Raw genomic sequence first — 264 nt, forward strand, 5'->3', positions numbered from 1 at the left:
GGTCTACGGTCAGCTCCGTCGCGAGTTGGCGTTGTTTCTTCCTGTAGGCCTGTTCATTGCCGCCTTCATCGTGGTGATGGTCGTGGTGTTTTCTAGAGGCAGGCTGTCGCCACGTGCCGAGTTGAGTTTGCGATCCAAAAGCGGCAATTCATCGTGCACTATCAGCCGATCGTCGAACTAGCGACCGGCATCTGCGTGGGTGCCGAAGCGCTGGTGCGATGGAGGCGGCGAGATGGCAGCCTCGTCAGGCCTGATCTCTTCATT

The 264-nt window shown here is 58.3% G+C and carries 1 pseudogene; it reads left to right on the forward strand.

Features of this window, described 5'->3' with window-relative positions:
* Positions 1-264: pseudogene (locus tag AF337_RS25395) on the forward strand (EAL domain-containing protein); the annotation flags it as partial.

The sequence above is a fragment of the Rhizobium ecuadorense genome, from assembly GCF_001187535.1.
GTDB lineage: Bacteria > Pseudomonadota > Alphaproteobacteria > Rhizobiales > Rhizobiaceae > Rhizobium > Rhizobium ecuadorense.